This is a genomic window from Streptomyces sp. NPDC000345, assembly GCF_042898825.1.
Classification (GTDB): Bacteria; Actinomycetota; Actinomycetes; order Streptomycetales; family Streptomycetaceae; genus Streptomyces.
Window position 1 is genome coordinate 977,307 of the sequence record NZ_JBIAZE010000001.1, and the last position, 24,746, is coordinate 1,002,052.

The following is a 24,746-nucleotide window of genomic DNA, read 5'->3' on the forward strand; positions in this document are numbered from 1 at the left end:
GCACCGCGGGGACCACCGGGACCACCGGGACCACCGGGACTACCGGAGCTTCAGCGCCGCCTCGGTCGCCCAGTAGGTGAGGATGTTCCGCGCCCCGGCCCGCTTGATGCCCGTCAGCGTCTCGAAGATCGCCCGGTCGCGGTCCACCCAGCCCTTCTCGGCGGCGGCCTCGACCATCGAGTACTCACCGGAGATCTGGTACGCGGCGACCGGCACGTCCACCGCGTCCGCGACCCGCGCCAGGATGTCGAGGTAGGGACCGGCCGGCTTGACCATCACCATGTCGGCGCCCTCCTCCAGGTCGAGCGCCAGCTCACGCATCGACTCACGGACGTTGGCCGGGTCCTGCTGATACGTCTTGCGGTCGCCCTGCAGCGAGGACCCGACGGCCTCCCGGAACGGCCCGTAGAACGCGGACGAATACTTGGCGGTGTAGGCGAGGATCGCGACATCCTCCCGCCCGATCTGGTCGAGGGCGTCCCGGACGACCCCGATCTGACCGTCCATCATCCCGCTGGGCCCCACCACGTGCGCCCCGGCGTCGGCCTGCACCTGGGCCATCTCGGCGTACCGCTCCAGGGTCGCGTCGTTGTCGACGCGACCCTGCTCGTCCAGCACCCCGCAGTGCCCGTGATCGGTCGTCTCGTCCAGGCACAGGTCGGACATGACGAGCAGGTCGTCCCCGACCTCGGCACGCACGTCCCGGATGGCGACCTGGAGAATCCCGTCCGGGTCCGTGCCCGGCGTCCCGAGCGCGTCCTTCTTCGACTCCTCCGGCACACCGAAGAGCATGATCCCGGAGACCCCGGCCTCCACGGCCTCCAGCGCGGCCTTCTTCAGACTGTCCCGGGTGTGCTGCACGACCCCGGGCATCGCCTGGATCGGCACCGGCTCGCTCACGCCCTCCCGCACGAACGCGGGCAGGATGAAGTCGGCCGGATGCAGCCGGGTCTCGGCGACCATGCGCCGCATGACGGGGGTGGTGCGCAGCCGCCGCGGACGCGTACCGGGGAAGGATCCGTACTTCGTCATGCGTCCACGCTACGCCCGTCCCGGACCTGCCTTTGCCGACGCCGAGTCGGCCCGCCGGCCCCGCGGCGCCGGACGATCGGGGCGTCAGGACCCCAGCGGCTCCCGGGGCGGGGCCTGACCCGGATCACGAAGGCCGCGACCGCCGGCATCACCACGGACGGCCTGGTGCCCTCAGGCAACTCCCTCTTCCGGTACGGAAGTCGACCGGGCGGAGCGCAGCACCGGGCGGCGCTCCGTCCGAACCGCCGTCAAGAGAGCGCATCGCGTCCTGCCCGTTCGGCCGGTCCATGCTGCCCTTCCGTACCTGGTACCGGCGGTGGTCTGTGCGTATGCAGAAGACGTCGACGACTCCCGCACCACGAGAGAGATCACCATGCGCGATCGCGAGAACGCCAGAAGCCACGGATCCGGCAGCGACCGCGGTCCTGCCGGCAAGCCCGCGCCGGCCCCGGCCTCACCGTTGCACGGCCTGGCCGCCCTGCAGTCCACGGCCGGGAACGCCGCCGTCGTCCAGTTGCTCCGCCAGGCCGCCCGCCCCAGGGCTCAGCCCGAGCCGCACCAGCACGGCGCGGGCTGCGGTCACGAGGAGACCGGACAGGCGGCCCCCTCCGTGCAGCGGTCCGCCGTCCACGACGTCCTGCGCACGCCGGGGCAGCCCATGGACGACGCCACCCGCACCGACATGGAGGCCCGGCTCGGCGCCGACTTCTCCGACGTCCGCATCCACACCGACGCGGCCGCCAGGGCGTCCGCCGCCGAGGTCGGCGCCCGCGCCTACACCAGCGGCAGCCACGTCGTCATCGGCGACGGCGGTGCCGACAAACACACCCTCGCCCACGAACTCACCCACGTCATCCAGCAACGCCAGGGCCCCGTGGCGGGCACCGACAACGGCTCGGGCCTGAAGGTCTCCGACCCCTCCGACCGGTACGAGCGAGAGGCGGAGGCCAACGCCACGCGCGTGATGAGCGCCGCCCCCGTGCAGCGCTCGTCCGACGGGGCGCCGGAACCTTCGCGAGCCTCCGAGGGCGGGGTGATCCAGCGGACCGTGACGACGCCGGCGGACGCGCAGACCCAGAACGACCAGGTGGACCAGCTCAGCTTTCTGACGGGGTTCTGGGTCCCCGCGGAGACGTTCGGCGACGACGGGGAAATGCCCCCCGAGCCGACGCACGCGCGGCTGCTTCCGGCCGCCGCGACCGACGTCGACGTGCTGCGGGTGCAGAGCTCCTTCACCCTGCCGCGGCGAGCCGCGGGACGCCGGGGCGGGGCGCTGCACACACAGTGGACCGCCCAGTACCAGTCGTCGTTCTTCCTCTACACGATCGAACTGATCAACGACCCGCACGACGTCAGCGGCAACCGGGTCCTGATCGACACCGACGCCCCGTTCCGCATCACGCGCAGAACACTGCGCGGGTCGGGCGGCCGGTCCGGTGGCCGCACCTACGCCTTCGGCGACCGGTGGGGCGTCAATCCGGCCGCCGGGCTGACCCCGGACGAGGCGATGCAGCGCTTCGGGCTCGACGCGGACAGTTATGTGGACGCGGCGCAGGCCGGGGCCCAGAACCTCACGCTGCTGCCGTTCGAGGCCACCCAGCCCGTCGTGCACTACGTCCCCGCCGGACGGCACGACCCGAAGTTCCTCAACAACGACCGCCGCTTCCTGTCCGCGCAGAACTTCGACGCGCTCGGCCAGACCACGAGGTTCGCCTCCGGGGTCTCGTCGAGGCCGCAGGTCGACCGCCGCGACGGCCAGCGCGGCACCGCCGCCGCCATGGCCGGAACCCAGGCCCACCAGTGGATGGGGCCGGGCAACGGTGGCGGCGTGGGACAGCTCGCCAAGTACGAGTGGTGCCATCTGATCGGCGACGGGGACGGCGGTCCGAGCATTCCCGCCAACCTCGTCATCGGCACCAACGCCGTGAACACCGAGCAGCTGGCCATGGAAACCGGCCTTCGGGAGCTGATCCCCCAGGTGAGGGCCCGGGGCTACGACATCAGGCTGGACGTCACCGCCTCCGTGGTGCACGCCCCCGGGGAACAGGTCCAGCCGGCCTCGGCCCTCGGCCTCCCCGACCGGCTCCAGGCCGACTGGATCAGTTACGCGATCTCCCTGGTCCCGGTCGGGAACATCAACGGCACGCGGACCCCCGTCCACCGCCAGATCATGGACGCCACGCGCGGCACGATCACCGAGTCCGAGTTCGTGGTCCTCCAGGCGACCGTGAAGCGCGCGATCAGGACGGCCGTGGGCATCTGAAGGAAAATCCCCGGAGGCGCTCACAGGGGCGGCGACGGTCCGCCGTCCCGCATGCCGGGCGACCCCTGCCCCACTGCAGGCGGGTCAAGCCGCGTGAAGTGGGCCGACTGCCGCCGACGGCTCGGATCCGGAGCGGCAGTCCCGGCACCGACCGGCATGCGGGGCACGGAAGGCACGTTCGCAGCCGTCGCAGGTCTGGAAGGGATCAGGACGGCGGACGACATGCTTGTCTCCCGGTACGACCCGGGGTGGGGAGATCGCTGGGAGAGGCGCGGGCAGCAGTTCGCGAAGGCGGTAGCCGACCACACCCGCCGGGTGTCGCATGTCGTCGGGGAGATTCGAGGTCAGGGCGCGGTGGACGACGGCGGCCGGGGCACCGCCGTCGAACCATGCGGTGACGGCAGGTGCGAGCGCCCGCACGTCACGGTGGGAGAGGGTGAGACGGTCGTCCGTGCGGCGCAGACTCGCGAGGAGGGCGATGGCCCTGTCATGCCGCCCGTCCCCAGGAGCTCCTCCCGCGGGCAGAGCCTGCGGTACGGCCCGCCGACCGGATGCCTCAAGTCGTTCGGGAGCCGTGGGTGGCGGGGGAGCTGCGGAAGCGGCATGCACATCACAGGAAGGGGGCTGATCCGTGCGTCGGCAGGCGGAGGACCCGGGCCATGAGCTTGTCCCGGGCCTGCTCCTTCACCTTCCAGTCGACGGTGACGTCCTTCCGTGTCTGGGCGCACAGGATGTCCGCGGCACGGCCCGCGGGAGCGGCGACTACGTCGCCCGCCGCCGCCGCGACCCGGGCCGCCGCTCGCTCGGCCGGGTCACCGGGTCCCCGGCCTCCAGCGCCGCGGCCCGCCGCCGCAGCCCGAAGTCGGCCAGTGCCTCGGCCAGCTTGTGCACGGACGGCTCGGGCGCCATGACGTCCACCCGGAGCCCGTGCTCCTCGGCGGTCTTGGCGGTCGCCGGACCGATGCACGCGATGACCGTCACGTTGTGCGGCTTACCGGCGATGCCCACCAGGTTCCGCACGGTGGAGGACGACGTGAAGAGCACGGCGTCGAAGCCACCGCCCTTGATCGCCTCCCGGGTCTCCGCCGGCGGCGGCGAGGCCCGCACGGTCCGGTAGGCCGTGACGTCGTCGACCTCCCAGCCCAGCTCGATCAGCCCGGCGACCAGGGTCTCCGTGGCGATGTCGGCGCGCGGCAGGAAGACGCGGTCGATCGGGTCGAACACCGGGTCGTAGGGCGGCCAGTCCTCCAGCAGACCCGCCGCGGACTGCTCGCCGCTCGGCACCAGGTCCGGCTTCACACCGAACGCGATCAGCGCCTTGGCGGTCTGCTCGCCCACCGCGGCGACCTTGATGCCCGCGAAGGCACGGGCGTCGAGCCCGTACTCCTCGAACTTCTCCCGCACGGCCTTGACGGCGTTGACGGAGGTGAAGGCGATCCACTCGTAGCGGCCCGTCACGAGCCCCTTGACTGCCCGCTCCATCTGCTGGGGCGTGCGCGGCGGTTCCACGGCGATCGTCGGCACCTCGTGCGGCACGGCCCCGTACGAGCGCAGCTGGTCGGAGAGCGACGCCGCCTGCTCCTTCGTACGCGGCACGAGGACCTTCCAGCCGAACAGCGGCTTGGACTCGAACCACGCGAGCTGGTCGCGCTGGGCCGGTGCGGAGCGCTCGCCGACCACGGCTATCACCGGGCGGCCGCCCTCCGGCGAGGGCAGCACCTTCGCCTGCTTCAGCGTCTGCGCGATCGTGCCGAGCGTCGCCGTCCAGGTCCGCTGACGGGTCGTCGTACCGGCCACCGTGACGGTCATCGGCGTATCGGGCTTGCGGCCCGCCGACACCAGCTCACCGGCGGCCGCCGCGACCGAGTCGAGCGTCGTCGACACGACCACGGTCCCGTCGGAGGCGCCCACCTCGGTCCAGCAGCGGTCCGAGGCCGTGCGCGCGTCCACGAACCGGACGTCCGCGCCCTGCGCGTCCCGCAGCGGCACACCGGCGTACGCGGGGACGCCGACGGCGGCCGCGACACCCGGGACCACCTCGAACGGCACCCCGGCGGCAGCGCACGCGAGCATTTCCTCCGCCGCGTACGTATCAAGTCCCGGGTCCCCGGACACCGCACGGACGACCCGCCTGCCGCCCCGCGCGGCCTCCATGACAAGATGTGAGGCATCCCGCACAACGGGTACCTCAACGGTTGTTGACGTGCCGTCGACAAGCGTGGGATGAGGTGTGCCCGTGCCCGGAAGCGGGTCCGACGAAGGACCTGTTTCCGCGGTCACGACGGACACGCCGGGCCGCGCGTGCGTCCGTACGACGTCGAGCACCTCGTGCTCGGCGACGAGGACGTCCGCGTTCGCCAGCGCCTCCACGGCGCGCAGAGTCAGCAGTCCCGGATCCCCGGGTCCGGCACCCAGGAAGGTGACGTGCCCGTGCTCAGGACCGACGGCAGGAAGGGCGGTGGGGCTCACAGTGCTCGCTCCCCCATCAGACCGGCCGCGCCCTGGGCGAGCATCTCGGCGGCGAGTTCGCGACCGAGCGCCATTGCCCGGTCGTGCGTCTCGGGCACGGGACCGGTGGTGGACAACTGCACCATGCGGGTGCCGTCGGTGGTGCCGACGACGCCCCGCAGGCGCATTTCCTTGACAATCTGCCCGTCGGCCAGAAGGTCGGCCAGCGCGCCCACAGGGGCACTGCAACCGGCCTCCAGGGCGGCGAGCAGGGACCTTTCGGCGGTCACGGCGACCCGCGTGAACGGGTCGTCGAGCGCGCCGAGCCCGGCGACGAGCGCTGCATCCTCGGCGGTGTGCCCCGCCCTGCACTCGATCGCCAGTGCTCCCTGGCCGGGAGCGGGCAGAACCGTGTCCACCGACAGGAAGTCGGTGACCTCGTCGATGCGGCCGATGCGGTTCAGTCCGGCCGCGGCCAGCACCACCGCGTCCAGCTCGCCGCCGTGCACGAACCCGATCCGGGTGTCGACGTTGCCCCGTATCGGCACCGTCTCGATGTCGAGTCCGTGGCCGCGCGCGTACGCGTTGAGCTGGGCCATGCGGCGCGGCGAACCGGTGCCGATGCGTGCCCCGCGCGGGAGGTCGGTGAACTTCAGCGCGTCCCTGGCGACGATCACGTCGCGCGGGTCCTCGCGCACCGGTATGGCGGCCAGGACCAGGTCCTCGGGCTGCGTGGTCGGCAGGTCCTTCAGCGAGTGAACCGCGAAGTCGACCTCACCCCGGAGCAGCGCGTCCCGCAGGGCCGTGACGAACACACCGGTGCCGCCGATCTGCGCGAGGTGCTCGCGGGAGACATCGCCGTAAGTGGTGATCTCGACGAGTTCGACGGGCCGTCCGGTCGCCCGGCTGACGGCTTCCGCGACCTGCCCGGACTGGGCCATGGCGAGCTTGCTCCGCCGTGTCCCCAGTCTCAGTGCCCTTATACTCATGCCGCTCATGCCGGCCCTCGGTTCTCTGCGTTCTTCTCGGTGCTGTCCTCGGCCCGGGACACGGCGGCCACCGCGTCCTGGTCGAGGTCGAACAGGGTGCGCAACGCGTCCGCGTATCCGGCGCCGCCGGGCTCGGCCGCGAGCTGCTTGACCCTGACGGTCGGCGCGTGCAGCAGCTTGTCGACGACGCGCTTGACGGTCTGCGTGATCTCGGCGCGGTGCTTGTCGTCGAGTCCGGGCAGCCGCCCTTCGAGGCGCGCGATCTCACCGGCGACCACGTCGGCGGCCATCGTGCGCAGCGCGACCACGGTCGGCGTGATGTGCGCGGCTCGCTGGGCGGCACCGAACGCGGCGACCTCGTCGGAGACGATCCGCCGCACCTGGTCCACGTCGGCGGCCATCGGCGCCTCGGCCGAGGCCTCCGCCAGCGACTCGATGTCGACCAGCCGCACCCCGGCCAGCCGGTGCGCGGCCGCGTCGATGTCCCGGGGCATGGCGAGGTCCAGCAGGAACAGCACCGGCTCGGGGCGTACGGGCGGGGCGACCGGCTCGGGCCTGCGGCGCTCGGGGATGCGGCCGACGGTGGCGGCGGTCGCGGCGAGCGCGGTGATCAGCTCGGCGTCGGCCTCGGGGCTGCGCCGGCCGGCCGTACGGCGGTCCACCGTGGCGTTGTCGACCCAGGCGGCGTGCTGTTCCAGCGTGGCCGCGTCCATGCCGGCCACGGCGGCCTCCCCCATGACGGAGAAGCCGGGCTGCTGCACGGCGGCCAGGTCCAGCGGACATCCGTCCTCGGTCCCGACGGAGGTCGGCGGCAGCGGTCGTACGGCGTCCTCGGACCCGGTGACGGCGGCGGGCGCGCCCGTGCGGTCCTCGACCGCCGCGGCGACGGCCTCCGCGGTGAGGACGAGTCCCGTCGCCCCCGTACAGGAGACGGCGACGTCGGCACGTGTCAGCTCGGCCGGCACCGATTCGATCGGGACCGCGCGGGCCACCACGTCCGTGCCCTCGTCCTCGGTCAGTATCCGGGCGAGCCGCTCGGCGCGGTCGAAGGTGCGGTTGGCGACGACGACCTCGGCGACACCGGCGCGCGCGAGGGTCGCGGCGGCCAGCGAGGACATCGAACCCGCCCCGATGACCAGCGCCTTCCTGCCCCGCGCCCAGTCCTGCACGTCCCCGCCCGCCGCCAACTGCTCCAGGCCGAAGGTGACCAGGGACTGCCCGGCGCGGTCGATGCCGGTCTCGGAGTGGGCGCGCTTGCCGACCCGCAGGCCCTGCTGGAACAGGTCGTTCATCAGCCGGCCGGCGGTGTGCAGCTCCTGCGCCCTGGCGAGGGAGTCCTTGAGCTGGCCGAGGATCTGGCCCTCGCCGACGACCATCGAGTCCAGGCCGCAGGCCACCGAGAACAGGTGGTGGACGGCACGGTCCTCGTAGTGCACGTAGAGGTAGGGGGTGAGCTCCTCCAGGCCGACGCCGCTGTGCTGGGCGAGCAGCGTGGACAGCTCGGCGACGCCCGCGTGGAACTTGTCCACGTCGGCGTAGAGCTCGATGCGGTTGCAGGTGGCGAGGACGGCGGCCTCGGCGGCCGGTTCGGCGGCGACCGTGTCCTGGAGCAGCTTGAGCTGCGCGTCCGCGGAGAGGGAGGCCCGCTCCAGGACGCTGACCGGTGCGCTGCGGTGGCTCAGTCCGACGACGAGGAGACTCATGCCGGCATCACGGCGGGTACGTCCCCGTCGGGTCCCTGGTCGGTCTCCCGTGAGGCCTCGCGGCTCGCGGGGGCGGGCCCGGCGCCGTCGGGCAGCGCGGCCTCCTCGCCGGCCTTGCGCTGCTCGTGGAAGGCGAGGATCTGCAGCTCGATGGAGAGGTCGACCTTGCGCACGTCGACGCCGTCCGGGACGGACAGCACGGTCGGCGCGAAGTTCAGGATGGAGGTGACCCCGGCGGCCACGAGCCGGTCGCAGACCTGCTGGGCGGCACCGGCGGGAGTGGCGATGACGCCGATCGACACGCCGTTGTCCGTGATGATCTTCTCGAGGTCGTCGGTGTGCTGGACGGGGATGCCGGCGACGGGCTTTCCGGCCATCGCGGGATCGGCGTCGATGAGCGCGGCGACCCGGAAGCCACGGGAGGCGAACCCGCCGTAGTTGGCCAGGGCGGCGCCGAGGTTTCCGATACCGACGATCACGACCGGCCAGTCCTGGGTGAGCCCCAGCTCACGGGAGATCTGGTAGACGAGATACTCGACGTCGTAGCCGACACCGCGCGTTCCGTAGGAACCCAGGTAGGAGAAGTCCTTGCGCAGCTTGGCGGAGTTGACCCCCGCCGCCGCGGCCAGTTCCTCGGAGGAGACCGTGGGGACCGAGCGCTCCGACAGTGCGGTCAGCGCGCGGAGGTACAGCGGAAGCCTGGCGACGGTGGCCTCGGGAATCCCTCGGCTACGGGTCGCCGGTCGGTGAGTTCGGCCAGTTGCCACGGTGCTCCTGCGGGTAGAGCGGGGCTGAAGGCGGCCACACGTAACCGGACCGCCCCGTCGACAGCAGGCTATGTCTTTGTGAACGCGTGCACAAAGATGGTGTCCGATTTGCCCGGCCAACGTGACCGGGGTCACGCGCGTCGTTCCGGGGGTCGTCCCTGGGGGCAAAACCGACACACTCCTCGTGAATCCCGCCCCCCGAGACCAAACCGCCATCGATCCTAAGCGACACCCGGCGTGTCTTGTACTAGCCGGTCAGTTCCTTGCGGAGGCGCTCCTCGTCCACCCGCCAGAAGGTGTGCTGCCTGCCGTCCACCAGGACGACGGGGATCTGCTCCCAGTACGCGTCGTGGAGCTCGCTGTCCCGGGTGATGTCCTTCTGCTCCCAGGGCACGCCGAGTTCATCGCAGACCTTCGCGACGACCGCCTCGGCGTCCTCGCACAGATGGCAGTCGGGTTTCCCGATGAGCGTGACGAGCCGGTCCTGCGGGGCCGGCCCCTTCCGTCGAAAGAGGGGACTCATACGGGCCATTCTCGCGCCTCTTCAACGGTGAGGTCGTGGAGAGTTCACACCGTCCGAACCTCACCGCTCCGGAACCACCGAACAAAATGGCTATGCTCACGCCATGGCCGCTCTCGGATGGCTCACCCCCCGTAGGCGCTCCGCCACGGCGCGGAGCGTGTTGGCTGGCGAAGCCTCGGCTGAGGCCGCCCGCAAGTCCACACAGGAAGATCAGCACACGGCTGCGGACATAGGAGCCGAACCGCAGTTCCCGGTGCACGGCGACGCGCTGGCCGCCGCCTTCTTCGACCTGGACAACACCGTGATGCAGGGCGCCTCCCTGTTCCACTTCGGCCGTGGCCTGTACAAACGCAAATTCTTCGAGACCCGCGACCTGGTCCGGTTCGCCTGGCAGCAGGCGTGGTTCCGGATGGCCGGCCTCGAGGACCCCGAACACATGCAGGACGCCCGCGACTCGGCGCTGTCCATCGTGAAGGGCCATCGCGTCGCCGAGCTGCAGTCGATCGGCGAGGAGATCTACGACGAGTACATGGCCGAGCGCATCTGGCCGGGCACCCGGGCCCTCGCCCAGGCCCACCTGGACGCGGGCCAGAAGGTGTGGTTGGTCACAGCCGCCCCGGTGGAGATCGCCCAGGTGATCGCCCGCCGCCTCGGCCTGACCGGCGCGCTCGGCACGGTCGCGGAGTCCGTCGACGGCGTCTACACGGGCAAGCTCGTCGGCGAGCCGCTGCACGGGCCCGCCAAGGCGGAGGCGGTGCGCGCCCTGGCCGCCGCGGAGGGCCTGGACCTCTCCCGCTGCGCCGCCTACAGCGACTCCCACAACGACATCCCGATGCTCTCCCTCGTCGGCCACCCCTACGCCATCAACCCCGACAGCAAGCTGCGCAAGCACGCCGCGAGCCTCGACTGGCGTCTGCGCGACTACCGCACGGGCCGCAAGGCGGCGAAGGTGGGCATCCCGGCCGCGGCGGGGGTCGGCGCGGTGGCGGGCGGCACGGCCGCGGCCATCGCCCTGCATCGCCGGCGCAGGTGACCTGTCAACCCACGCACAAAGGACGGTCGTACCCCTTACGGCCGTCCTTTATTCGTCGTTGTCCGCGCACAGCCACAACACGCCCCGGACCGACCGGAAACTCGAACCTTTCCGATCAACAATCGCTCACTCTGCGCAACTTGATCGGGCGTCAATCGGGCACAGACGCGACGTAATCGAAGTTTTGAGCAACTCGGTGTAGCAGCGCCTGCACGAAGCGTTATTCTCCTCAGACGCAATCCGGTACCCCCCTGTCGCTACGACGGGTGAAAGGTCCCGCACTGCACGTGATGGAAGCTCTGCCTCTGGGAGTCCCGTGTACCCACACGTCGGGGTTGACACCTCGGGCCTGGCTACGCTGCGCGCAACGGTCGCTACGGTCCAGTACCTGTTGCGCGGCTTCGTCCCCACCGCGTACGCCGTCCCCGCCTTCGCCACCCCCGCTCCGGCGGGCCCGTGCTACGCACTGGCGGAAGGCAGCGCCGCGGTCGGCAGAAGGGGACGCTCGTCCGGCGGCGCCACCACCGCGGCCCGCCGGCCGGCCGCCGACAGCGACAGCGCCCGGATGATGGACCTCGTCGAGCGCGCGCAGGCCGGCGAGGCCGACGCCTTCGGGCGGCTGTACGACCAGTACAGCGACACCGTCTACCGCTACATCTACTACCGCGTGGGCGGCAAGGCGACCGCCGAGGACCTCACCAGTGAGACGTTCCTGCGCGCCCTGCGGCGCATCGGCACCTTCACCTGGCAGGGCCGCGACTTCGGCGCCTGGCTCGTCACCATCGCCCGCAACCTGGTCGCCGACCACTTCAAGTCGAGCCGCTTCCGCCTCGAGGTCACCACCGGCGAGATGCTCGACGCCAACGAGGTCGAGCGCTCCCCCGAGGACTCCGTCCTGGAGTCCCTCTCCAACGCCGCGCTGCTGGACGCCGTACGCCGGCTCAACCCCCAGCAGCAGGAGTGCGTGACCCTCCGCTTCCTTCAGGGCCTGTCCGTCGCCGAGACCGCACGGGTGATGGGCAAGAACGAGGGGGCGATCAAGACCCTCCAGTACCGCGCCGTCCGCACCCTGGCCCGCCTCCTCCCGGACGACGCCCGCTGACCCACCCGGTCCCCGCACGACTGTCGGCAATCCCCAACTCACGGTCAGTGAAAGTCCGTTGCCTTCCCGATCCGATCATCCTCCGTCCGTAACCCAAGTGCCGCGCCCGTCGTTGAGCGGGATACAGGCTCCCTGTGGTCACGTCCCGATTCACCCCGATCACTCGATCGGGGGAAAGCGGAACGGGACGTGCAACCCTCGAGACCCCCGGGGAGTCGACCGTCATGACGAGAGGAGGTGCCGCCAGTGATCGCGAACGTATCGGCGCACCGGCGGGCGAACGCCTTCGCCCAGGCCCTGGAGGAGCAGTCCGACCAGGACACGGCGGCCGAGCAGACCGAAGGATCACCGCCGGCACCGGCCGCTGCGGACCAGACCGAGCAGGGCCATCTCCTGGCCCTCGCGACGAGTCTCGCCGAGCTGCCCAAACCGGAGCTCGATCCCGAGGTCAAGGTCGTCCAGCGGGCCCAGTTGGTGGCCGCGATGGAGGCCATGCTGCAGGCGGGCACCGCGGGAGGCGAGGCAGCGGACACTCCGGTACCGGAGCAGCGATCCCACCGGGCCAGAGGGACACACCGGGCAGGTCCCCTGGGAAAGCTCCGGCCCCGCGGCCGGCTCGCGAAGGGCCTCACCGCGGGCGGCCTGAGCGTGAGCGTCGCAGCGGGGGCCTTCGGCGGAGTAGCGGCCGCGAGTTCCGACGCCCTCCCCGGTGACGGGCTCTACGGGCTCAAGCGCGGCATCGAGGACTTCAAGCTCAACTACCTGGCCGAGGGCGACGACGACCGCGGGCGGACGTACCTCGACCAGGCGTCCACCCGGCTCAGCGAGGCCCGCCGCCTCATGGAGCGCGGCCGCGGCGGCCATCTCGACCACGAGTCCCTGGGCGAGATCCGCCGCGCGCTGAGCGGCGTGCAGCACGACGCCTCCGAGGGCCACCGCCTGCTGCACGAGGCGTACGAGCGCGACCCGGACTCCCTGGGCCCGATCCAGGCCCTGGAAGCCTTCTCCCGCTCGCACCGCGACGCCTGGGGCGCCCTGCGCGAGAAGCTCCCCGTCCAGCTGGGCGACGTGAGCCGGCAGGTCTCCTCGGTCTTCGACGCCATAGACGAAGAGGTCGCCCCGCTGCAGTCCCTGCTCCCCAGGCCCCCCGCCCAGGGCGGCAGCGGCAGACAGGGCTCCGGCCCGTCCTCCCCGGGCGCCTCGACGGGACCGGGCCACCCGACGCCCCCCAGCGCCGACGACCCCTCCCAGAGCGGCGGCACGGGCAGCAGCCCCAGCAGGTCGTCCGGCTCCGGCAGCACGGACGACGGCCTCCTGGGCGGCAGCACGGGCGGTCTCCTGGACCAGCCGGAGGGCACCGGCACCACGTCCCCCTCCACCAGCTCCCCGCCCACCGACCCCGACGTCACCATCCCGCCCCTCCTCCCCGGCCTCCTGCCCGGCCTGGGCATCGACAGCGAGGAAGCGGACTGACACAGCGGTACGGCGATGGGGGCGCCCCTCTCAGGAGGGGCGCCCCCATCGCCGTACCCGAACCCCTGCCGCCCGGGTCAGAAGAACACCGAGCGCCGCTGCACCAGCAGCTTGTAGAGGGTGTGCTGGATCTGCTCGCGGACCTGGTCCGTGAGGTTGAACATCAGCATCGGGTCCTCCGCCGCCTCCGGCGGATAGCTGTCCGTCGGGATCGGCTCGCCGAACTGGATCGTCCACTTGGTCGGCAGCGGGATCGCCCCCAGCGGACCCAGCCAGGGAAAGGTCGGCGTCAACGGGAAGTACGGGAAGCCGAGCACCCGGGCGAGCGTCTTCGCGTTGCCGATCATCGGATAGATCTCCTCCGCCCCGACGATCGAGCAGGGAACGATCGGGGCGCCCCGGCGCAGCGCCGTGGAGACGAAGCCGCCCCGGCCGAACCGCTGGAGCTTGTAGCGCTCGCTGAAGGGCTTCCCGATGCCCTTGAAGCCCTCCGGCATCACCCCGACCAGTTCCCCCGCCCCGAGCAGCCGTTCGGCGTCCTCCGCGCAGGCGAGGGTGTGCCCGAGCTTGCGCGCCAGCTCGTTCACGACCGGCAGCACGAAGACCAGGTCGGCGGCGAGCAACCGCAGATGACGGCCCGCGGGATGGTGGTCGTGCACGGCGACCTGCATCATCAGGCCGTCCAGCGGCAGCGTCCCGGAGTGGTTCGCGACGATCAGCGCCCCGCCCTCGGCCGGGATGTTCTCGACGCCCTTCACCTCGACCCGGAAGTACTTCTCGTACACCGGCCGCAGCAGCGACATCAGGACCTGGTCGGTGAGCTCCTCGTCGTAGCCGAAGTCGTCGACCTCGTAGTCACCCGTGAGCCGGCGGCGCAGGAAGGACAGCCCGCCCGCGATACGCCGCTCCAGGCCCCCCTCGTCCCGCGCATCCGTGGTCACAGGAACATCATCCTGCCCGATCGCCCTGGTGGGCAGGGGCTGGACCTCGCCGATCTCACCCGCCTCGCCGATCTCACGGACCGGCGCGGGCTCGCCGTTGTTGCGCCGGCTCCCCCCGCTCCGTCGCCGCGGCGACCGCGCTGCGGCGCTCCCGCGGGTCCGGTCGTCGTCGAACGGAATGACCTTGGCGTCCGCCATCGTTGATGCGCTCCTCAGTTGGCGCTCGGCGTCGGGGGGTGGGCCGCGAAGGGGCCGCTCCGGGCGAGGGGCAGCGCGGCGATCCGGTCGACGGCCTCCGCGACGGCCTCCGGCGGCAGCAGCCCCGGCCGCTGGCTGCGCGCGAAGTCCGCGAACGCCTCGGCGGTCGTGTACTTCGGGGTGAACCCGAGCGTCTCCCGCATCTGCGTCGTCGACACGACCCGCCCATGGGTCAGCAGCCGGATCTGCTCGGGCGAGAAGTCCGTCATCCCCAGCGTCCGCACCAGCGACCCCGCCCAGGTGACGGCCGGCAGCAGCAGCGGCACGGTGGGCCGTCCGAGCCGCCGCGAGCACTGCGACAGCAGCAGCACACCGTCCCCGGCGATGTTGAAGGTGCCGCTGTTGAGCGTGCCCCGCTCCGGCTCGTGCGAGGCGATCCGCAGCACCTCGATCACGTCGTCCTCGTGCACGAACTGCAGCCGGGGGTCGTACCCGAGCACGGTGGGCAGCACGGGCAGCGCGAAGTACGAGGCGAGCGGGGTCTCCGCGGTGGGCCCGAGGATGTTCGCGAACCGCAGCACGCACACGGCGACGTCGGGCCGTCGCCGGGCGAATCCCCGCACGTATCCCTCGACCTCGACGGTGTCCTTGGCGAAGCCGCCGCTCGGCAGCGACTTGGCGGCGGTGGTCTCGGTGAAGACGGCGGGATCGCGAGGCGCGGACCCGTACACGTTGGTGGAGGACTTGACGACCAGCCGCTTCACACTGGGCGACTTCTGACAGGCGCCGAGCAGCTGCATGGTCCCGATGACGTTGGTCTCCTTGACCATGGTCCGGCTGCCGCTGGCCAGCGCGGTACCCGTCACGTCCAGGTGTACGACCGTGTCGGCGCCGGTCTCCGCCAGCACGCGCGCGATGGTGGGCTGGCGGATGTCGGCCTGGACGAACTCGGCACCGCCCAGATGGTGCTCGGGCCGTACGGCGTCCACCCCGACGACGCGCTCGACGTCCGGGTCACGCAGAATCCGTCGGACGAACCGGCCCCCCAGCTGACGGGCCACTCCGGTCACGAGCACGACCTTCCCCAAGACCAGCGCCTTCCTCTCGTCCGCACTGATGCACTGCTCGTACCCTGCCGCGTTCCCCGTCTGCGGGCCAACCTATCGGGTCGATGTTGCGCTGTGATGACCACCCGATGCCCGACGTGACGGCGGAGATCGGTCATACGACCAGATCAGCCGGGCGCTCGTCCAGACATACGCGCGGAATTCAGCCCACCGCACGCCGCCCGGACATGCGTGTGGCCCCCCGCCGGCAGAACCGGCTGGGGGGCCACACCACGCTTCCGCGGCTCACGTCGAGCGAAGCGGGGACGCGTCCCCGCTTCCCGTAAGGACTGGCCTTACTTCTTGTTACGACGCTGAACGCGCGTGCGCTTGAGCAGCTTGCGGTGCTTCTTCTTGGCCATCCGCTTGCGCCGCTTCTTGATAACAGAGCCCACGACTACCCTCGCTCACTTCTCATCACTCGGTGTTTGGGCGCCATGGGCCCATACGACCTACGAGGGGCCAGCCTACCCGCCCCGAGCGCCGAGGTCGTAATCGAGGGCTCCGGAGGGGTTCCGAGGTGCCCTGTGACGCTGTTGCCGAACCCCTCCGTCATCGCCGTGTCAGGCGGTTTCCACCCCCACATAACTCTCGCGGAGGTACTCGTGCACCGCTTGCTCGGGGACGCGGAAGGACCGCCCCACCCGGATCGCGGGCAGATGACCGCTGTGCACCAGGCGGTACACGGTCATCTTCGACACTCGCATCACCGAGGCGACTTCCGCCACGGTAAGGAACTGAACCTCGTTCAGAGGCCTTTCGCCAGCTGCAGCCATGACACACCTGAACCTTCCGCACTCGACGGCCACCGGCTTCCCCTTCCGGTGACTCTTCGTCGTTGCGTGCTCACTCCCCAATGTAGGGGCGGGTGATGCGAGTGGGGAAGAGGTGCACCCATCGCAGGCCTACTGTGACAGACACGCTCGATTGAGTACGTAGCGGGTCAGCGGCAGGTAGTAATCGGACCGCACGCCGTCATCAAGTGGAACGGCGACGGACACGGCCCCCTCGGCCTCGCCCACGAACACCGCGGGGTCGTCGGTGTCGGCCAGCCCGATGGCCTCGAACCCCAGCTGACCTGCCCCGCAGACCCAGCCATGATCGCCGATCACAAGATCCGGCAGCGGCCGGCCCTCCTCGGCGGCCGCCCCCAGCGCCACCCGAACCGGCAGCGGCGAGTGACTGTGCAGGGGGGTCGCACAACCGGCGCGCTCACCGGCCCCCTCCCGGACGACCCCGACCCCCCGTACGTAGTCGAGACCGGCCGTGCGTAGACCGAACCGGGTCGTTATGTCGACACAGCGACCCTGCGCGAGGGTGAGGACAGTACATCCCACCGCCGACAAAGCGTCCGCAAGCCCGGCGTAGAACCCGAGGAGCCGCTGCGGATGCCCGGTCCCGAACAACACCGCCCCGCCACGCTGGGCAACCGCCCCCACCCGCTCGGCAAAGGCATCGAGCGCGGCGACGGTCCGCCCGGGATCAATCACATCCTGCCCGGAAACACACCGAGGATCGGCCGAAACCCCACATCTATCGGCCATCAACGCCACCAACTCCCGCTCCCCCCAGACCCCTTCGGGATCAATCCCGATCAAAACCCGAGGATCCCGAGCAGCGAACGCCCGATACCTCCGCAGACTCACCTCCCGAGAAGTCCCCACCACCCCCGCCAACCCCGCCCCCACGAGATAAGCCCCGATCCCACCATCACTCACCACACCCCCGATCCTGACCCACCCCCGAACCCCCCGGCCCCGGGAACGACGGAAGTGCGCACGGTTGGCGTAAGGGGGCGGAGCCCCGAGAGGGGTGCGGGGGCGGAGCCCCCCGCCGGGGTGCGGGGGGCGCAGTCCCCGCGAGGGGTGCAGGGGACGCAGTCCCCGCTGGGGTGCGGGGCGGAGCCCCACTGGGGTGCGGGGGGCGCAGTCCCCGCCGGGGTGCGGGGCGGAGCCCCACTGGGGTGCGGGGGGCGCAGTCCCCGCCGGGGTGCGGGGCGGAGCCCCACTGGGGTGCGGGGCGGAGCCCCACTGGGGTGCGGGGCGGAGCCCCACTGGGGTGCGGGGGGCGCAGTCCCCGCGAGGGGTGCGGGGCGGAGCCCCGAACGAGGGCCACTCCTCAGCAACCGAGACGGGCGGGTCGGTGGGTCGGTGGGGTGGGAAAACCCGCCAGGGTGTAGGGGACGCAGTCCCCGCCGGGGTGCAGGGGACGCAGTCCCCGCGGGGGTGCGGGGGCGAAGCCCCGCCGGGGCCCGGGGCGGAGCCCCGAACGAGGGTCACTCCTCAACCAACCGAGACGGGCGGGCGGGTGGGCAAACCCCGCCAGGGGTGCAGGGGACGCAGTCCCCGCCGGGGTGCAGGGGACGCAGTCCCCGCTGGGGTGCGGGGGCGAAGCCCCGCCGGGGCCCGGGGCGGAGCCCCGAACGAGGGTCACTCCTCAAGTAACCGAGTCGGGCGGGCGGGTGGGAAAAACCCCCACCTACGCCAACAACCCCCGCAACGGAAACACCGCCCGCCGAGTAGCCAGCACAGCCTGATCCAGCCGATCCGCAGGGTCGTACCCCGCCTCCCACCCGGCCCACTCCACCGGCCACCGCCCATCCGTCATCCGCACCGGCGCCAACTGCCGCGTCCGAGCGAACACATCCTGCCGCCAGCTCTCCGGAATCACCGTCTCCGGCGCCACCGCCTTCCCCGCCACGATCCCCACCAGATGCGCCCAGGACCGCGGCACCACATCCACCACCGCGTATCCACCCCCACCCAACGCGATCCACTTCCCCCCGGCGTACTCGTGCGCCAGGTCGTGACACGCCACCTGCACCGCCCGCTGCGCATCCAACGACACCGCGAGATGAGCCAGCGGATCCTCGAAATGCGTATCGGCCCCATGCTGGGTCACCAGCACATCCGGCCGGAAATCAGCGATCAGCTCCGGCACCACGGCGTGGAACGCCCGCAGCCACCCCGCGTCCCCGGTCCCCGCCGGCAGCGCCACGTTCACCGACGCCCCCTCCCCCGCCCCCGCCCCGGTCTCCTCCGGCCACCCCGTCTGCGGGAACAACGTACGAGGATGCTCGTGCAACGAGATCGTCAGCACCCGCGGGTCCTCCCAGAACGCGGCCTGCACCCCGTCCCCGTGATGCACGTCCACATCCACATAGGCGACCCGCTCGGCCCCCAGCTCCAGCAGCCGGGCAATCGCCAACGACGCGTCGTTGTAGATGCAGAACCCCGACGCACCCCCGGGCATCGCATGATGCAGCCCACCCGCGAAGTTCACCGCGTGCAGCGCGTCCCCCCGCCACACCGCCTCCGCGGCCCCCACGGACAACCCGGCGATGACCGACGACACCTCGTGCATCCCCACGAACGCGGGATCGTCCATGGTCCCCAGCCCGTACCCCGCGTCCGCCGCCGCCGGATCCGCCGAAGCCGCCTTCACGGCCTCGACGTAGTCCTCCCGGTGCACGAGCCGCAACGTCGACTCCCCGGCCGGCTTGGCCCCTACGACCTCCACCTCCCGGTCGAGTCCCAGGGCACCCACCAGCCTCCGGGTCAGCTCCAGCCGGACCGGATCCATCGGATGCTCCGGACCGAAGTCATAGCCCGTTACTGCCTCGTCCCACATCAGCTGTGCGCGGCCGCTCATGCCCGCCACCGTATCGGTCCGGTTGAGCGGCGAACGACCTGGCGTACACCAACGTCACCAGCACCAACACCATCGGCACCACCATCGCCCCCCGATAGCTCCACGCGTCCCCCAACGCCCCCACCAACGGCGACCCCACCAGGAACCCGACGTAGTTGAAGACGTTGAGCCGAGCGATGGCCGCGTCCGAGTCACCCGGAAACAACCGCCCCGCCGCGGCGAAGGTCTGCGGCACCAGCACGCACAGCCCCAGCCCCACCAGAGTGAACCCACCCATCCCCGCCCAGGCGCCCGGCGCCGCCGCCACCACCGCGAACCCCACCGCCGCCACCAGCGCCCCCAGCCGCACCACCGCCGCGGCCCCGAACCGCCGCACCCCGTGATCCCCGATGGTCCGCCCGACCAGCGTGGTCACCATGTACACGTTGTACGGCACCGTCGCCAACTGCTCCGAACTCCCCAGCACGTCCTGCAGATACTTCGCGCTCCAGTTGGAGACGGTCGAGTCCCCGATGTAGGCGAAGCACATCACGAGACACAGCGGCAGGAGCATCCTGAAGACAAGCCCGCCGCCGCCCCCTCGCTTCTCCGCCACCTCGGATCCGCCGCCGTCCCGCTCCCGGCCTCCCGCACCCTCCCCGTCGACGTACCACCGGCTCCCCACCAGCGCCGCCGGCAGCAGCACCGCCACCACGGGCAGATACGACACCCACAGCGCGAGATGCCAGTGCGCCCCCGCCCACGCCAGCGAGGCGCCCACGATCCCACCCAGGCTGTACGCGGCATGGAAGCTCAGCATGATGCTGCGCCCGTACGTCCGCTGCAGACTCACCCCGAGCATGTTCATCGAGGCGTCCAGCGCCCCCACGGCGAGCCCGAAGACGGCCAGGGCGAGCCCCAGCAGCGCCGTCGAGTCCCCCGCGCCCACCCCGAGCAGCGCCAGCAGCACCACCGGCTGGGACCAGCGCAGCAGCCCGCTGGCCGGTATCCGCTTCACCAGCTGCTCGGTCGTCACGCTCCCGAGCCCGGCGAGGACGGGCACGGCGGCGAGGAAGGCGGGCAGCAGCGCGTCCGAGACGCCGTACCGGTCCTGGATCGCCGGAATCCGGGTCACGAGCAGGGCGAACGCGGCGCCCTGCGCGAAGAAGCTGAACGCCAACGAGGCCCTACCGCGCCGCAGCACTTCTGTCATGGCGGCGAGCGTAGGGCCCCGGCGTACTCGTGGGTAGATCCAGCCAAAGATGAATTTCCCTCAGCTTTGCCGTCCGGCGGCGGCCAGAGCGACCGCGCTCCGCCCCTCGGCCCCCACCCGCGCGGCGTCCAGCGTCCTGCCCCGAGCGACTTCGGCCGCGACCTCGACCGCGACTGCGACCTCGACCTCGACCTCGACCTCGGCCGAGATCATCCGCCCCATCGGCTCGGCGGCGAGCCCGCCGCTGACGACGAGCCCGGCCCCGATCGCCACCACCATCACCACGGACCCCAGCCACACCATCGTGTCCACCGGCACCGTGTACGCCCCCACGACCCGCAGGACGCACTCCGCGAGCAGCACCGCACCCCACACGACGGAGAAGGCCCGCTCGGCCCGCAGAAAGGCCGTGGAATCCTTCGCCCGGCCGGACATCAGCCGCTCCCAGGCGGCCTCCCTGGCCGCGTCGCCCTTCACGAGGAACGGCTTGAGCCCCGCGGTCATCATCGGCTTCCCCAGCGCCACGGAGACCAGGATCCCTATCGCGACCACGCTGCTGACCCCGCCGTCCTTGGCGAGCATCAACCGCGGGTCACCGGACACGAAGCTCAGCAGCAGTCCGACGACGTTCACCACGAGGATGAGCCCGGCGAGCCCGTTGGCCCTGCGCTCCCTGACCAGGCTCCACAGGGTCCGCGCGGCCGGCACCACGCTGCTCCAGGCGAGCGCCGCGAAGGTGCTCATCCCGAACGCGTCCTTGAAGACGTAGTACGACCCGAGCGGCACCGCCACGTCCACGACGAGCGGGGCGAAGGCGTTCTTCTTGTTGTGCTGCGTCTCGTGCTGGTTCGTCGTCATGCCCCAAGCTTCGCCGCCGGCAGGGGTCCGCCAGTAGAAACGATCGTAAGCAGCTTCGCATGACAAATGTCAGGCCCGTCAGGCCAGCAGGTCCACCAACTCACCCATGTCGGAGAACAGTTGAGTCGCACCGCCGAGCCTGTCCGCCGGCGTCATGGCCGTGAAGCCCAGCACGTCCATCCCGGCCGCGACGGCGGCCTGCACGCCCAGCGGGGAGTCCTCCACGACGACGCACCGCCCCGGCGCGACCCCCATCCGCTCGGCGGCGTACAGGAACAGATCCGGCGCCGGCTTCCCCCTCCCCACGTCCTGCGAACTGAAGATGCGCTCCTCGTCGAACCACCGGTCCAGCCCCGTCGTGCGATGCCCCACCCGGATCCGCTCATGACTTCCCGAGGACGCCACGCAGTACGGCACGTCGTCCGCAGCCAGCTTCTCGAGTACGCCCACGACGCCGGCCACTGCCTCCAGGTCCTGCTCGAAGGCCGCGAACACCCGCCGGTGGAACACGTCGTCGAACTCGGCCGGCAGCCGCTCCCCCGTCCGCGCCTCGACCAGGTCATGCACGCGGTGCATGGCCGACCCCATGTAGTCCCGTATGGAGTCCTCGTAGGAGGTGGGATGGCCCAACTCGGTGAGATAGGCGGCCAGCAGCCGGTTGGAGATGGGCTCGCTGTCCACGAGCACCCCGTCGTTGTCGAAGATCACCAGGTCGTAGCGCATGCAATTAACCCTAAACGCAGAAAACCCCCGCACCATACGGTGCGGGGGTCTCCCGGAATGATTGTTCGGCGGTGTCCTACTCTCCCACAGGGTCCCCCCTGCAGTACCATCGGCGCTGTAAGGCTTAGCTTCCGGGTTCGGAATGTAACCGGGCGTTTCCCTCACGCTATGACCACCGAAACACTATGAAACTGTCAGCCGCACCACACCCGTGACCATGGGCATGGGGCTGTTCGTGGTTTCAGAACCAACACAGTGGACGCGAGCAACTGAGGACAAGCCCTCGGCCTATTAGTACCGGTCACCTCCACACGTTACCGTGCTTCCAGATCCGGCCTATCAACCCAGTCGTCTACTGGGAGCCTTACCCCATCAAGTGGGTGGGAATACTCATCTCGAAGCAGGCTTCCCGCTTAGATGCTTTCAGCGGTTATCCCTCCCGAACGTAGCCAACCAGCCATGCCCTTGGCAGAACAACTGGCACACCAGAGGTTCGTCCGTCCCGGTCCTCTCGTACTAGGGACAGCCCTTCTCAATATTCCTGCGCGCGCAGCGGATAGGGACCGAACTGTCTCACGACGTTCTAAACCCAGCTCGCGTACCGCTTTAATGGGCGAACAGCCCAACCCTTGGGACCGACTCCAGCCCCAGGATGCGACGAGCCGACATCGAGGTGCCAAACCATCCCGTCGATATGGACTCTTGGGGAAGATCAGCCTGTTATCCCCGGGGTACCTTTTATCCGTTGAGCGACGGCGCTTCCACAAGCCACCGCCGGATCACTAGTCCCGACTTTCGTCCCTGCTCGACCCGTCGGTCTCACAGTCAAGCTCCCTTGTGCACTTACACTCAACACCTGATTGCCAACCAGGCTGAGGGAACCTTTGGGCGCCTCCGTTACTCTTTAGGAGGCAACCGCCCCAGTTAAACTACCCATCAGACACTGTCCCTGATCCGGATCACGGACCCAGGTTAGACATCCAGCACGACCAGAGTGGTATTTCAACGACGACTCCACCTGAACTGGCGTCCAAGCTTCACAGTCTCCCACCTATCCTACACAAGCCGAACCGAACACCAATATCAAACTGTAGTAAAGGTCCCGGGGTCTTTCCGTCCTGCTGCGCGAAACGAGCATCTTTACTCGTAGTGCAATTTCACCGGGCCTATGGTTGAGACAGTCGAGAAGTCGTTACGCCATTCGTGCAGGTCGGAACTTACCCGACAAGGAATTTCGCTACCTTAGGATGGTTATAGTTACCACCGCCGTTTACTGGCGCTTAAGTTCTCAGCTTCGCCCACCCGAAAGTGAGCTAACCGGTCCCCTTAACGTTCCAGCACCGGGCAGGCGTCAGTCCGTATACATCGCCTTACGGCTTCGCACGGACCTGTGTTTTTAGTAAACAGTCGCTTCTCGCTGGTCTCTGCGGCCACCCCCAGCTCGAGCAGCAAGTGCTCTCACCGGATGTGGCCCCCCTTCTCCCGAAGTTACGGGGGCATTTTGCCGAGTTCCTTAACCATAGTTCACCCGAACGCCTCGGTATTCTCTACCTGACCACCTGAGTCGGTTTAGGGTACGGGCCGCCATGAAACTCGCTAGAGGCTTTTCTCGACAGCATAGGATCATCCACTTCACCACAATCGGCTCGGCATCAGGTCTCAGCCTTGATGTGCGACGGATTTGCCTATCGCACGGCCTACACCCTTACCCCGGGACAACCACCGCCCGGGCTGGACTACCTTCCTGCGTCACCCCATCACTCACCTACTGCAAGTCTGGTCCGTCGGCTCCACCACTCCCCTTTGCCCGAAGGCTCCGGGGCGGCTTCACGGACTTAGCATCGCCTGGTTCGATGTTTGACGCTTCACAGCGGGTACCGGAATATCAACCGGTTATCCATCGACTACGCCTGTCGGCCTCGCCTTAGGTCCCGACTTACCCTGGGCAGATCAGCTTGACCCAGGAACCCTTAGTCAATCGGCGCACACGTTTCTCACGTGTGAATCGCTACTCATGCCTGCATTCTCACTCGTGAACCGTCCACCACTGCCTTCCGGCGCGGCTTCACCCGGCACACGACGCTCCCCTACCCATCACAGCCTCCGTTGGGAGTACATGCTGCAATGACACGACTTCGGCGGTACGCTTGAGCCCCGCTACATTGTCGGCGCGGAATCACTAGACCAGTGAGCTATTACGCACTCTTTCAAGGGTGGCTGCTTCTAAGCCAACCTCCTGGTTGTCTCTGCGACTCCACATCCTTTCCCACTTAGCGTACGCTTAGGGGCCTTAGTCGATGCTCTGGGCTGTTTCCCTCTCGACCATGGAGCTTATCCCCCACAGTCTCACTGCCGCGCTCTCACTTACCGGCATTCGGAGTTTGGCTAAGGTCAGTAACCCGGTAGGGCCCATCGCCTATCCAGTGCTCTACCTCCGGCAAGAAACACACGACGCTGCACCTAAATGCATTTCGGGGAGAACCAGCTATCACGGAGTTTGATTGGCCTTTCACCCCTAACCACAGGTCATCCCCCAGGTTTTCAACCCTGGTGGGTTCGGTCCTCCACGAAGTCTTACCTCCGCTTCAACCTGCCCATGGCTAGATCACTCCGCTTCGGGTCTTGAGCGTGCTACTGAAACGCCCTATTCGGACTCGCTTTCGCTACGGCTTCCCCACACGGGTTAACCTCGCAACACACCGCAAACTCGCAGGCTCATTCTTCAAAAGGCACGCAGTCACGAG

The 24,746-nt window shown here is 69.8% G+C and carries 19 protein-coding genes and 2 rRNA genes (1 of these 21 only partly in view); 4 read left to right on the top strand and 17 right to left on the bottom strand.

The genetic code is table 11. The features are described from left to right. Nucleotides 1-39: 39 nt before the first annotated feature. The gene (gene hemB / locus ACFY30_RS04565; RefSeq protein WP_390843649.1) at nt 40-1,032 is read right to left on the bottom strand and encodes a porphobilinogen synthase; all 993 of its coding nucleotides are present in this window, start codon (nt 1,030-1,032) and stop codon (nt 40-42) included. A 373-nt stretch (nt 1,033-1,405) separates the two neighbouring features. Here hemB and ACFY30_RS04570 point away from each other — a divergent pair, with 373 nt between their 5' ends. Next, nucleotides 1,406-3,295, top strand: a complete 1,890-nt coding sequence (locus ACFY30_RS04570) for a DUF4157 domain-containing protein (RefSeq protein WP_390843650.1) — start codon at nt 1,406-1,408, stop codon at nt 3,293-3,295. 762 nt (nt 3,296-4,057) lie between these two features. Here the strand turns inward: ACFY30_RS04570 and ACFY30_RS04575 are convergent. The 5 genes from ACFY30_RS04575 to ACFY30_RS04595 form a co-directional block, all read right to left on the bottom strand. After that, entirely contained in the window at nt 4,058-5,764 is a 1,707-nt protein-coding gene (locus ACFY30_RS04575; protein WP_390843651.1) for a uroporphyrinogen-III synthase, read from the bottom strand. Continuing rightward, complete coding sequence (gene hemC / locus ACFY30_RS04580; protein ID WP_390843694.1) at nt 5,761-6,732, bottom strand: hydroxymethylbilane synthase; 972 nt, start codon at nt 6,730-6,732, stop codon at nt 5,761-5,763. Before hemC ends, ACFY30_RS04575 begins: the two co-directional genes overlap by 4 nt. A 5-nt stretch (nt 6,733-6,737) precedes the next feature. Continuing rightward, the gene (locus ACFY30_RS04585; RefSeq protein WP_390843652.1) at nt 6,738-8,435 is read right to left on the bottom strand and encodes a glutamyl-tRNA reductase; all 1,698 of its coding nucleotides are present in this window, start codon (nt 8,433-8,435) and stop codon (nt 6,738-6,740) included. Next, nucleotides 8,432-9,202 (bottom strand): redox-sensing transcriptional repressor Rex, encoded by a 771-nt coding sequence (locus ACFY30_RS04590; protein ID WP_390843653.1) that lies wholly within the window; start codon nt 9,200-9,202, stop codon nt 8,432-8,434. Before ACFY30_RS04590 ends, ACFY30_RS04585 begins: the two co-directional genes overlap by 4 nt. 247 nt (nt 9,203-9,449) lie before the next feature. Further along, nucleotides 9,450-9,725 carry a glutaredoxin family protein gene (locus ACFY30_RS04595; RefSeq protein ID WP_390843654.1) on the bottom strand — a complete coding sequence of 92 codons (276 nt, stop codon included), beginning with the start codon at nt 9,723-9,725 and terminating at the stop codon, nt 9,450-9,452. 103 nt (nt 9,726-9,828) lie between these two features. On the opposite strand from ACFY30_RS04595, the gene ACFY30_RS04600 reads away from it, so the two are divergent. The 3 genes from ACFY30_RS04600 (at nt 9,829) to ACFY30_RS04610 (ending at nt 13,333) form a co-directional block, all read left to right on the top strand. Continuing rightward, entirely contained in the window at nt 9,829-10,758 is a 930-nt protein-coding gene (locus ACFY30_RS04600; RefSeq protein ID WP_390657918.1) for an HAD family hydrolase, read from the top strand. A 316-nt stretch (nt 10,759-11,074) separates the two neighbouring features. Next, nucleotides 11,075-11,860 carry an ECF subfamily RNA polymerase sigma factor, BldN family gene (locus ACFY30_RS04605; RefSeq protein WP_390657917.1) on the top strand — a complete coding sequence of 262 codons (786 nt, stop codon included), beginning with the start codon at nt 11,075-11,077 and terminating at the stop codon, nt 11,858-11,860. 246 nt (nt 11,861-12,106) lie between these two features. Continuing rightward, a complete protein-coding gene (locus ACFY30_RS04610; RefSeq protein WP_390843655.1) occupies nt 12,107-13,333 on the top strand; it encodes a DUF5667 domain-containing protein in 1,227 nt (408 codons plus the stop codon). Nucleotides 13,334-13,410: 77 nt separating this feature from the next. On the opposite strand, the gene ACFY30_RS04615 is transcribed toward ACFY30_RS04610, so the two are convergent. The 11 genes from ACFY30_RS04615 to ACFY30_RS04665 all read right to left on the bottom strand — a co-directional run. Further along, a complete protein-coding gene (locus tag ACFY30_RS04615; RefSeq protein WP_390822804.1) occupies nt 13,411-14,472 on the bottom strand; it encodes a lysophospholipid acyltransferase family protein in 1,062 nt (353 codons plus the stop codon). 14 nt (nt 14,473-14,486) lie between these two features. After that, nucleotides 14,487-15,560, bottom strand: coding sequence for an NAD-dependent epimerase/dehydratase family protein (locus tag ACFY30_RS04620; RefSeq protein ID WP_390843656.1), 1,074 nt, complete (start codon nt 15,558-15,560; stop codon nt 14,487-14,489). A gap of 314 nt (nt 15,561-15,874) precedes the next feature. Next, nucleotides 15,875-15,973 (bottom strand): 30S ribosomal protein bS22, encoded by a 99-nt coding sequence (locus ACFY30_RS04625; RefSeq protein ID WP_003948845.1) that lies wholly within the window; start codon nt 15,971-15,973, stop codon nt 15,875-15,877. Between the two features lie 168 nt (nt 15,974-16,141). Next, a complete protein-coding gene (locus ACFY30_RS04630) occupies nt 16,142-16,354 on the bottom strand; it encodes a helix-turn-helix domain-containing protein (protein WP_004984898.1) in 213 nt (70 codons plus the stop codon). Between the two features lie 129 nt (nt 16,355-16,483). Next, the gene (locus ACFY30_RS04635) at nt 16,484-17,308 is read right to left on the bottom strand and encodes a phosphatase (protein WP_390843695.1); all 825 of its coding nucleotides are present in this window, start codon (nt 17,306-17,308) and stop codon (nt 16,484-16,486) included. Nucleotides 17,309-18,056: 748 nt separating this feature from the next. After that, nucleotides 18,057-19,229, bottom strand: coding sequence for an acetoin utilization protein AcuC (locus tag ACFY30_RS04640; RefSeq protein ID WP_390843657.1), 1,173 nt, complete (start codon nt 19,227-19,229; stop codon nt 18,057-18,059). Then, nucleotides 19,180-20,421, bottom strand: coding sequence for an MFS transporter (locus tag ACFY30_RS04645; RefSeq protein ID WP_390843658.1), 1,242 nt, complete (start codon nt 20,419-20,421; stop codon nt 19,180-19,182). The genes ACFY30_RS04640 and ACFY30_RS04645 overlap by 50 nt, the downstream gene beginning before the upstream one ends. Before the next feature lie 60 nt (nt 20,422-20,481). Beyond that, nucleotides 20,482-21,279, bottom strand: a complete 798-nt coding sequence (locus ACFY30_RS04650; RefSeq protein ID WP_390843659.1) for a VC0807 family protein — start codon at nt 21,277-21,279, stop codon at nt 20,482-20,484. 78 nt (nt 21,280-21,357) lie between these two features. Further along, nucleotides 21,358-22,002 (bottom strand): HAD family hydrolase, encoded by a 645-nt coding sequence (locus tag ACFY30_RS04655; RefSeq protein ID WP_390843660.1) that lies wholly within the window; start codon nt 22,000-22,002, stop codon nt 21,358-21,360. 63 nt (nt 22,003-22,065) lie between these two features. Next, nucleotides 22,066-22,182 (bottom strand): 5S ribosomal RNA (rrf, locus tag ACFY30_RS04660). Nucleotides 22,183-22,273: 91 nt separating this feature from the next. Beyond that, a 23S ribosomal RNA gene (locus tag ACFY30_RS04665) occupies nt 22,274-24,746 on the bottom strand (it continues 133 nt past the right edge of the window).